This window comes from Synechococcus sp. 65AY6A5 (assembly GCF_002760415.1).
Lineage (GTDB): Bacteria > Cyanobacteriota > Cyanobacteriia > Thermostichales > Thermostichaceae > Thermostichus.
Genome location: NZ_AXUW01000001.1, coordinates 1437657 through 1446563, shown reverse-complemented (window position 1 = coordinate 1446563; position 8907 = coordinate 1437657). Strand labels below are relative to the sequence as shown.

At 57.0% G+C, this 8907-nt stretch carries 11 protein-coding genes and 1 pseudogene; 7 read left to right on the top strand and 5 right to left on the bottom strand.

The features are described 5' to 3' along the window. Positions 1 to 239 (bottom strand): annotated as a pseudogene (locus SYN65AY6A5_RS14400) (RNA-guided endonuclease TnpB family protein); the annotation flags it as partial. A 95-nt stretch (positions 240 to 334) separates the two neighbouring features. On the opposite strand from SYN65AY6A5_RS14400, the gene SYN65AY6A5_RS06905 reads away from it, so the two are divergent. Together SYN65AY6A5_RS06905 and SYN65AY6A5_RS06900 are read left to right on the top strand one after the other, a co-directional pair. After that, complete coding sequence (locus SYN65AY6A5_RS06905; protein ID WP_143597040.1) at positions 335 to 532, top strand: hypothetical protein; 198 nt, start codon at positions 335 to 337, stop codon at positions 530 to 532. A gap of 294 nt (positions 533 to 826) precedes the next feature. Then, complete coding sequence (locus SYN65AY6A5_RS06900) at positions 827 to 1090, top strand: sulfiredoxin (protein ID WP_011429811.1); 264 nt, start codon at positions 827 to 829, stop codon at positions 1088 to 1090. A gap of 21 nt (positions 1091 to 1111) precedes the next feature. Here the strand turns inward: SYN65AY6A5_RS06900 and SYN65AY6A5_RS06895 are convergent, their stop codons facing one another. From SYN65AY6A5_RS06895 to SYN65AY6A5_RS06880, 4 genes are all read right to left on the bottom strand, one after another. After that, on the bottom strand, positions 1112 to 1783 hold the full coding sequence (locus SYN65AY6A5_RS06895; RefSeq protein WP_011429812.1) for a response regulator transcription factor: 672 nt from the start codon (positions 1781 to 1783) through the stop codon (positions 1112 to 1114). 183 nt (positions 1784 to 1966) lie between these two features. Next, positions 1967 to 2755 carry an ABC-2 family transporter protein gene (locus SYN65AY6A5_RS06890; protein WP_011429813.1) on the bottom strand — a complete coding sequence of 263 codons (789 nt, stop codon included), beginning with the start codon at positions 2753 to 2755 and terminating at the stop codon, positions 1967 to 1969. Further along, positions 2752 to 3510, bottom strand: a complete 759-nt coding sequence (gene cobA, locus SYN65AY6A5_RS06885; protein WP_099812301.1) for a uroporphyrinogen-III C-methyltransferase — start codon at positions 3508 to 3510, stop codon at positions 2752 to 2754. Before cobA ends, SYN65AY6A5_RS06890 begins: the two co-directional genes overlap by 4 nt. 67 nt (positions 3511 to 3577) lie before the next feature. Continuing rightward, the gene (locus SYN65AY6A5_RS06880; RefSeq protein ID WP_041438185.1) at positions 3578 to 4333 is read right to left on the bottom strand and encodes a sirohydrochlorin chelatase; all 756 of its coding nucleotides are present in this window, start codon (positions 4331 to 4333) and stop codon (positions 3578 to 3580) included. A gap of 142 nt (positions 4334 to 4475) precedes the next feature. On the opposite strand from SYN65AY6A5_RS06880, the gene SYN65AY6A5_RS06875 reads away from it, so the two are divergent. From SYN65AY6A5_RS06875 to SYN65AY6A5_RS06855, 5 genes are all read left to right on the top strand, one after another. Next, complete coding sequence (locus SYN65AY6A5_RS06875) at positions 4476 to 5429, top strand: asparaginase (RefSeq protein ID WP_011429816.1); 954 nt, start codon at positions 4476 to 4478, stop codon at positions 5427 to 5429. 228 nt (positions 5430 to 5657) lie between these two features. Then, on the top strand, positions 5658 to 6269 hold the full coding sequence (locus tag SYN65AY6A5_RS06870) for a hypothetical protein (RefSeq protein WP_143597334.1): 612 nt from the start codon (positions 5658 to 5660) through the stop codon (positions 6267 to 6269). Beyond that, entirely contained in the window at positions 6266 to 7216 is a 951-nt protein-coding gene (locus tag SYN65AY6A5_RS06865) for a hypothetical protein (protein WP_099812299.1), read from the top strand. Before SYN65AY6A5_RS06870 ends, SYN65AY6A5_RS06865 begins: the two co-directional genes overlap by 4 nt. Next, complete coding sequence (locus tag SYN65AY6A5_RS06860; protein ID WP_168173311.1) at positions 7189 to 8445, top strand: BREX system ATP-binding domain-containing protein; 1257 nt, start codon at positions 7189 to 7191, stop codon at positions 8443 to 8445. Before SYN65AY6A5_RS06865 ends, SYN65AY6A5_RS06860 begins: the two co-directional genes overlap by 28 nt. Before the next feature lie 229 nt (positions 8446 to 8674). Further along, positions 8675 to 8907, top strand: a 233-nt coding sequence (locus SYN65AY6A5_RS06855) for a MerR family DNA-binding transcriptional regulator (RefSeq protein WP_143597146.1), incomplete at its 3' end; no start/stop codon positions are given.

Below are 8907 nucleotides of genomic sequence, written 5' to 3'. Positions count from 1 at the left end.
CCACACCCCCCGTATACGGGGGGATGGACCTACATACCTGCACAGCCAAGTTGCTGGACAGCCCAAACCGTGCATGGATTTCGCGGTCGCTCAGAGACTGAAGCTGAAGAGCGTTGGTTATCTTCTCTGGCGTGTTTTGGTTGACAGGCCTGGGCAAAGGCATCCAAAGTTGCATCCAGCTTTGTGGCTTGCGAGGCAGATACCTTGAGCTTGCAGAAGACAGTCAGGACTTGGGTCATGCAGGTTATATTAGGCGCTATCCCTCCCCACCGTATAGACGATGGGGAATCCCGCGCGTTTTCTTGAAATAGAACTGACCGCGCGGCCACTGTCGGTGGCGGAAGCAATGCGGGAAATCCGGGATCCTGTATCGGCCATGGCCCAGAAGCTGCCGATGCTTTTGGCCGTAGAGGTGCCCAGGGGAGATTCTACTGTCTCAGAGTCGGGGGATTTCTCCTGGGAAGCGATCAACACCGCCGCTTCCCCACCCTGCCGGGCTACCGCTGGAGTGGAAGGTTCCAGCGTGGGCTGAGAGGCTTCTGCTGGGCACGTGAAAGATGACTGCGGCGGCCTCTTGCCAGGGGAGGTTTGTGGGGCCTTGCCTGTCCTGACGGCAGGGGGTACGGGAGGAGCCTTGCCGGCGATCTTTCCCCATAAAGCCTGGAGGAGTTGCCACATGGCTAAGTTGGCTCCTGAGCGAAAGGGCAGCGAGGGATGGTGCTATCCTGCCATGCTCTGACCTGAGAATCCACCCCCTCTGCAAGCCTTGCTAGAGCAAAGTCATAACGAGTATGATTAAGGAGCTTACCTAGGGAGAGAATTCACCATGGCGCAAATTCGCGAGATTCCCTTGGCCCAAATTCGTCGCCCCTTGCCGCGGCAGACGGATCCGGAGAAGGTGCGGGCACTGATGGCTTCCATCGAAGCAATCGGGCTGCAGGAGCCGATCGAGGTTTTGGAAGTGGAGGGAGAGTACTACGGGTTCTCGGGCTGCCACCGCTACGAGGCATTTGTCCGCTTGGGTAGGGAGCGGATTCCTTGCCGGGTGCGCAAGGCAACGCCTGCCGTCTTAAGACTCCACCTAGCCTAGAAGGGATCCCTCTCTCCCAACCTATTTTTTGTCGCTCGACTCTTCCCGGGGGATGTAGCCCCGTTCGTAGGCAAAGCGCACCAGTTGGGAGCGATTTTCCAGAGAGAGCTTGCTGAGAATGTTGGTCAAGTGGGTCTGCACGGTACGCGGACTGATGAACAGCTTCTCGCCAATTTGCTTGTTGGTGAGGCCGCGGATCACTTCCCGGAACACCCGCTCTTCGGCAGGGGTGAGGGGGAGATCTGCCAAGGTGGGACGGGGGGCAGCTTCAGCTTTGGCCTGGGTCTGCTGCTGGATTAGGCGCAGAATCTCCAACTGGGTGCGGCGGGCTCGTTCGATTTGCGCCTCGATCTTGGCCACCAGCTCCAGCGGCTCGAAGGGCTTGATGATGTAGTCGTCGGCTCCCCACTCGTAGCCCTGAACGCGGTCATCCAGCTCGCTGCGAGAGGAGAGGAAGATGAAAGGAACGAGTTCGCCGCCCCGCTGTTGGCGCAGTTGGCGGCAAAACTCGAAGCCATCCATTTCCGGCATCACCACATCCGATACCACCACATCCGGCTGCTCTTGGGCAAACAGGCGCAACCCTTCTACACCCGAAGCGCCTGTACAAACCCGATAGCCGTGCTGGGTGAGGTGGCGGCTCAGCACCTTTAAGGAGAGGGGATCGTCATCTACGACCAATACGCGCTTCATGATGACCGGGGAGAGGCTGTTGAGGAATGGTTGAGGCGTAACAGAGGGATGACTTGAGGGCAGTGTTCAACCCTTGCCGCAAGATTGAAGTTTAGACAGGGATACTGGCAGTCAACTATAGATAGATCCTTGCCCCATGATAGTTTCGGAAGCGGTCTGGCTGCCGGCTCAGGCGGACTGGGCCTAAGCTCCCATCCCGGAGTAGTGTTGCAAACCCTTGCGCCACAGCCAGCGGTTGACCAGCCAAAACAGAACCAGCCAGGCCAGGCCCATGGCAAAACCGCGCGGGATATCTTGCGGGATCCCCACCCAGAGGCTGGCGGGAAAATGCACCAAGTAGGGAAAGGGCGTCCAGGCCAAGGCCTGACGCACCGCCGGCGGAAACACCTCCAGAGGGGCGATCACCCCTGAGAGAAATAGGTACACCAAAAAGTGGAATTGCTCCAAGGCCGATATTCGCTCCACCCAAAAGGCCAGCAGCGCCAGGGTGTACTGCATGAGAAAGCGCAGGGCAAACGCCAACAAAATGGCCAGGGATCCCAGCGCCACTTGTTGCCAAGACGGGATCCAAAAAGCGCGGGGGTAGAGCAGGAAAAAGAGGGCAATCAAAGCCACGGTAAAGGGGAGGCGGGCCAGGCGTTCCATCAGGTGGCTGGCCACATGGTGCCAAGCGGGATCCAGAGGCTGCAACAGAAGGGGCGAGAGTCTTCCCTCCACCACCTCCCGCTCAAAGTCCCAGATTACCCAGATGATGCTGAACTGGCGCACCAGGAACACGGCCAGGAAATAGCGGATGAACTCTAGGGAAGACAGCGAGAAATCTCCTGAACGGGCCGCCTCGCTCCAGAGCCCCATCATGATCAAGGGCAGGGATCCGGCCAAGGCCCACAGGAGCAGCTCCGCCCGGTACTCCAGCATGTAGGCGTAGTAGGCGGCAAAGAGCGCGCTCAGCTTGCGAAAAAAGGCGTTCATTGAGGTTCTGAAGGGGCAAGGGGGTACAAGGTGGGCAACAGGCTGGCCAAATTGACCACCGCCCCCACCACGACAATGGCGGGCGGCGCCGCAGGCGAGGGCTGACCGGCCAGAGACTCCAAACGGAGCAGATGAATCTCTTGCTCCGGGGTGGTGCCCCAGCGGATCAAGGCGACTGGGGTAGCGGGATCTTTTCCTCCCGCTAACAATTCGGCAGCGATGTAGCCGAGGTTGTGCATGCCCATGTAGATCACCAAGGTTTCTACGGCCTCGGCTAGGGCACGCCAATTGACCTGGGGGCGGTATTTGCCTGCCGCCTCGTGGCCAGTAACAAAAGCAACCGAGGAGCTGAGGTCGCGATGGGTGAGGGGGATCCCGGCATAGGCGCTGGCGGCCATGCCCGCTGTAATTCCCGGCACCACCTCCACCGGGATCCCGGCCTGCACCAGGGCCAGCATCTCCTCTCCCCCCCGCCCAAACATGAAGGGATCCCCGCCCTTGAGGCGCACCACCACGGCTGCCGTCTGGGCTTTCTCGATCAGCAAGGCGGTGATCTGTTCCTGAGGAAGGGTGTGGGCGCCGCAGTGTTTGCCGGCGTAGATCCGCTCTGCTGTGGGCGGGATCAAATCCAAAATGGGGGAGCCCACCAGGGCATCGTAGATGACCACGTCCGCATGGGCGAGCAGGGCCTTGCCCTTCACCGTCAGCAGTCCCGGATCCCCAGGTCCTGCCCCCACCAGATACACTTTGCCCATCTCGAGTCCCAATGGTTTTCCGGAGATATCTATTCTGCTGGAACAGGACAGTTTTGACCAACCAACTCTACTTCCAGGTCAGACAGGCCGTCTGCAGGGTCTCCTGAATGGCCTGCACCAGTTGGGGATCCCGCCAGAGGGGCGGCTCCACCGTGATCTGCAACAAGGGCCATTCTCGCTGCAGCCGCTGAGCCTGTTCCTGTAAAGCGCGCAGCAGACCGCCCGGAAAGAGAAAAAACGGCAGCACCCGCAGGCGATACTGGCCGAGGCGCAGGCAATGGATTACGGCCGCTTCCAGTGTGGGGGGCTGGGCGGCAAAAGCCACATGCAAGCGGATTCCGGGCAAGCGCTGTTCCAGAGCTTGGATCCCGGCCTGGAGCTGGGCGGCAAATCCCGGCAGGCGGCTGCCATGGCCAAACAGGATCCAGCCGTGGGTCAGTTCCCCCAACCGCTGCGCCGCTGCCACCCGCGCTGCCACCAGATCAAGCAGGGCTGGATGCTGGCCAATCGGCGGTGTCAACAGCAGCTTCAGGTGCGGCCAGCGAGCTTGAACCTGCTCCAGGGCAGCCGGCAAGTCCTCCTCCACATGGGATCCCCCGCCCATAAACAGCGACAGCAGCACCACCGGCCCCTCCAGGCGGGCTGTCAGGTGTCTGTGAATCTGCTCCGCCAGGCTCAGAGGCTGACCTTCCAACTGGGCCAGCTCCACCGGTTGAGGAGCCAGCCGCTGCCGCACCCGGGCCAGCAAATCCGCCGCCGCTTGCTGGTATTCGGGATCCCGGCTGCCGTGACAAACCAAAAACACCAGCGGGGCTGAGGACATGGCAGCAGTCAGGGATCCAGACGCAACTGTTCTATTTTGCTACTTGGAAAGGTTCCGGCAACGTCTCGCGCCGCATCTGCGCGTATGATTTGATAAAGTACACACCTCCTTTTCAGACTCGTCGGCCCTTTCCCAGGATTTCATGTCATTTGAGAATCGTTCTACCACCCCCGAACTGTTGATCCATGTCTTGCGGGAGGGGTTGACCGAATCCATCCATCATTGCCAAGCGGTCGTGGCCGATAGCCGCGGGCGATCCCTGGCCATGGCCGGCAAGAGCACCACCCCTGTTTTTGCCCGTTCTGCGCTCAAACCCTTCCAAGCGCTGGCCATGCTCTCCACCGGCATCCGCGAGCGCTATCGCCTCAGCGAGAAAGACATCGCCATTATGTGCGCCTCCCATCAGGGCACCACGGCCCATGCGCGGCAGGTGTTCAGCATGCTCTGGCGGGCCGATCTGTCTCCCGATTTGCTGGTCTGCCCCACCCCACCCGGCAAGCCCAGCCCCCTCTGCCACAACTGCTCCGGCAAACATGCCGGCATGCTCCTGGCCAGCCGCGCTCAGAACTGGACTCTGCAGGACTACGCCCAGCGGCAACACCCCGTCCAGGCCCTGGTGCGGGCCAAGTTGGCCGACTTGTTGCAAATGCCCTCAGAAGAGTTTTTGTTTGCTCGTGACGACTGTGGCGTGCCCACCTACCAGCTACAACTCAACCACCTGGCTTCCCTATATGCCCAACTGACCGCCGGCGAGCGGCCGGACTTGGAGGCCATCGCCCGCGCCATGACCCACCACCCCGAAATGGTGGCTGGTGAGGGATGTTTCGACACCGAATTGATGCGGGCCACCCAGGGAGAGTTGGTCAGCAAGTCCGGCGCCGAAGGGATCCAGTGCATCGGGCGCGTCGGAGAGGGGATGGGCCTGGCCATCAAGGTACAAGACGGGGCCGCGCGGGCCAAATATGCCCTGGCCCTGCACCTGCTGCAGCGCATGGGCTGGATCCAACCGGCTGCCGCCGAGATGCTGGGGGAACGCTTCCTCGCCGTCGGCCCCTACACCCGCCTGGAGGTGGAAGGGGAGCTGCGCATGCCTTGAGCAACCCAACGGGGGCTGAGTCTTGCATCTCATTCCCTGGCAGTGTTACCTTGTCGAAAAACTGGAAGAGCAATGATTGAGGAGGCTTTCAAAGCTCTCGACGGCGAGCTGGCCAGCTTGGTTGAGCTAACTAAGAAAGTGACGAAAGCGGTAGGCAGCGCTCAAGCTGCTAGCAGAAGGGGAGATCTCCAAGCAGTAAACCGCCAGGTGGAAAGCTGCGGCTCTGCCTTGAACACAGCTCTCTCCCAAGCGGAGCTGGTGAGGCGAGCTCTTGAACAAGCCCAGCAAGTTTTGTCCACCCCCTCCCTCGAAGACCTGGCCCGCGAAGTGGGGGAACGGGTAGGCCAGCCCTGGCTTCCTACCGAGAATCCCAACATTTTTGTGGCCTTTCCTGTCTCAGTGCACTTTGCCAGAGAGCGGATACGTATTGACCGCAAGATTTTCCGATCCCAGCGGCCCAGTGCTATTGCTGAAGCAATCAAGCGAGCAAGAGGCGGCAAGAGCAAAGAGACTGATCCCCAGGCTGTCCTTCAGCTCATTTGGAAGGCGGCAAGAATTGCGGCAGGCTACCTGAGAAAGTGTGTGGAGCAGCTACCTAACTCCATAAGCGTAGCTGCGCGAGATGTCTTTGAGGTTCTCCACCTCAATAACTCAGACTACACAGAAGTAGAATTTACCCGACATCTTTACCTTCTAGATCGAAGCCCAATCAACAATGTGGATGGCTATCGCTTGATCTTCTCTGCATCTACAGGCACTCGCTCAGGTCGCTGCTATCGCATTCGCGATGAACGCGGTGAGGAACATATTTACTATCTTTTGGAGTTTGAGCGTCTATGAGTGGGGAAACCCATAGTTGTCTACAGCTTGATTTATGGCTGCGTTGTCTTGAGAAAGACTACCTGAGATCCTTCATACCTGAGGGCGGTGCAACCGTCAAGCTAGCTGTCGTCCCAAGAGATTCCTACTCCCGCCTCTACAAATCTCTTCGGGAAAAGCTATCCCCTCCTTCTTTTCAGCTTTTTGATCTAACCGAAGAGTGCATCAATCTACATTCAATTGAGAATTTTTGGTTTGCCCTTGCTCAGAGGGTAGACTGGGAATCTTTTGCCAGAGAACTGCGCTATAGCATTCTCAAAAAAGTTGGATATCCCCTCAGCTCAGAACCTCAGGACTGTACTTTAGAGGAACTGGCAGAGTTTTACCAAGTCGAGGCCCGCGAGATTAACATACAGTTCCAGCGAGAAATCAAGAGGCTGATTTTTCAGGACTACTCTCTGGCTCTCGACTTTCGCAAGGCTATTTCCCGTCTTATCTACGAGCCTCTCCAAAGTCCAGGCACTCTAGAAGGTTTGTGCCTTGCGGTTCAGGAGTGGCTCAAAGGCACGCTGAAATCTATTAGTCAAGTGCGTGGAGCAGCTATTTTTCGAAGGATTGATAGGACAAACTCCAGAGAGATCCTACTTTCTTTTCTGAGACTTTTTACACGCCAGTTCGGTTCTACGGCAATCCTTGTCAGTCTGTTTCATTACTACGAGCGAAGAGAAAGTGGACGTCCAATCTTTACCCGTAGGCAAATCATCGATCTCTATGAAACCTTGCGAGAGTTTATCGATGCAGAGAGTAAGCTTGAGAAAACAGCCATAATCTTCATGGCCCCTCCAGAGTTCATTGAATCAGAACTTTTGTCCTACCATAAGTACCGAGCCTTGCAAACTCGAATCCAGAACGAGGTATATTCCTCCAAGTATCCCAATCCTTGTACAACTATGGTTCAACTTCAATGAGCGCATCACTTGTAGCCCGACGAGCGATTGAAGCGCTGCGAAACGGTGTTCCCAATCCATTTGCAGTTGCAGAACTTGGCTCCTGGCAACAAGAGGTCGAAGAGAAGTTTTGGGAATTATGCAACGCCCCCAGCTTAGAGCCTGGGGGGATGCTCGTGAAGGGGGACTTCGGAACTGGTAAGTCTCATCTTCTACTAACTCTGCAGGAAAAAGCAAAGAAGCAGGGTTTTGCCACCTCGCTGGTTGTCATCTCTAAAGAGCTGCCTCTTGGCAATCCTAGTCGCCTAATTCCCCGCATTCTTGCCGAAATCGAACTCCCTGACATGGCTGAGCGCGGGCTTCAAGGCATTGCAGCTCGTCTGCAGTACAAACAGCCTTCTTTCCAGGAGTTCCAGCTTTCGGTTAACCAATGGCGATTTGGAGAGGGCTGGTGGCCGGCTACTCTAGCTTTACACCAAAGGCTAGAGGGTGACGACGAGAAGTTAGACGCTATTGTCCGCTTTTGGGCTGGTGAACCTACCTTGAGGCTGTCAGAGGTGCGGCAGAGACTTCGGGATCACGGCCTGGCAGGGGCTTACTCCGTCAGCAAGCTACCTCCTGCGGAAAGTCTGCACTGGCAGCGCCTGGCTTTCTCTGCTCAGCTATGTCGGGCCATAGGGCTCAGGGGCTTGGTGGTTTTGGTGGATGAGATCGAGCTGATTGCACAGTACAGCATCCTGCAGCGGGTCAAGTCCTACCGCGTTCTTGGCCACTTGTTTGGCAAGGAAACTTTACCTGAAGAACTAAAAGCAGCTCCGCTAATTCTAGCGGGAGCAGTAACCCGCGACTTTGAGCAGTCTATCTTGCAGGAAAAAGGGGATCGGGAGAAGGCACCTGAGATGGCGCGCCAGAAGCATATTTCTGAAGAAGCTGTAAAAGCGGGCATGGAGGCCATTCAGCAAGCTATCCCCCTCCGTTCCTGTTCGGAAGCTCAGGAGGCCATTCAAGCGATGTTGCACAAGGTGGCGGATCTCTACCAGAAGGCCTACCCTGATTGGGTACGGCCATCACTGTCTGAGCTCCCTCCTCTTTACGGCACAACTACCGTGCGGTCAATTATTCGCCGTTGGATTACTGAGTGGGATGTGCGCCGGTACTACAACCCCACTGGTACAGTTCAGATTGAGGAAGACAAAGCGACTGGACACACCCCTACGGAAGAGATCCAAGAACTGGAAGAGGAAGCTTAAGCAAGCCTAGGTGCTCCTCAAAGTTTTCTGAGTTTAGCTTAATCGGCGGGAAGCCCCGCACTGTATGGGTGAATTGTGTTGACTCAAGAGCCAATCAGTGTCGGGATGAAAGCCGTTCGTGCTTCAGTTGAAGAGATTGAGTTAAATCTCTGGAGAGCATGACTCTAGTCAATGATATGCTGGACTATACTGAAAATAATGCCCAGTATGTTCAGTATGGCTGCTTGGTATGGCTAGGTATGTAAAACCGAGAGAAGCGGCGGATTATTTTGGGGTGTGCCTCCACACCTTGAGGCGATGGGAACAGAAGGGCTGGATCCATGCAGTACGTACACCATCCGGTAGGGCAAGAAGGTACGACCTCGACAGTTACATCAGAGCACCCAAGAAGGATAAACGAGTCGTTTTGTACGCCCGAGTCAAAAGTCGAGGGCAGAAGCCAGACTTGGAGAGACAGATTGC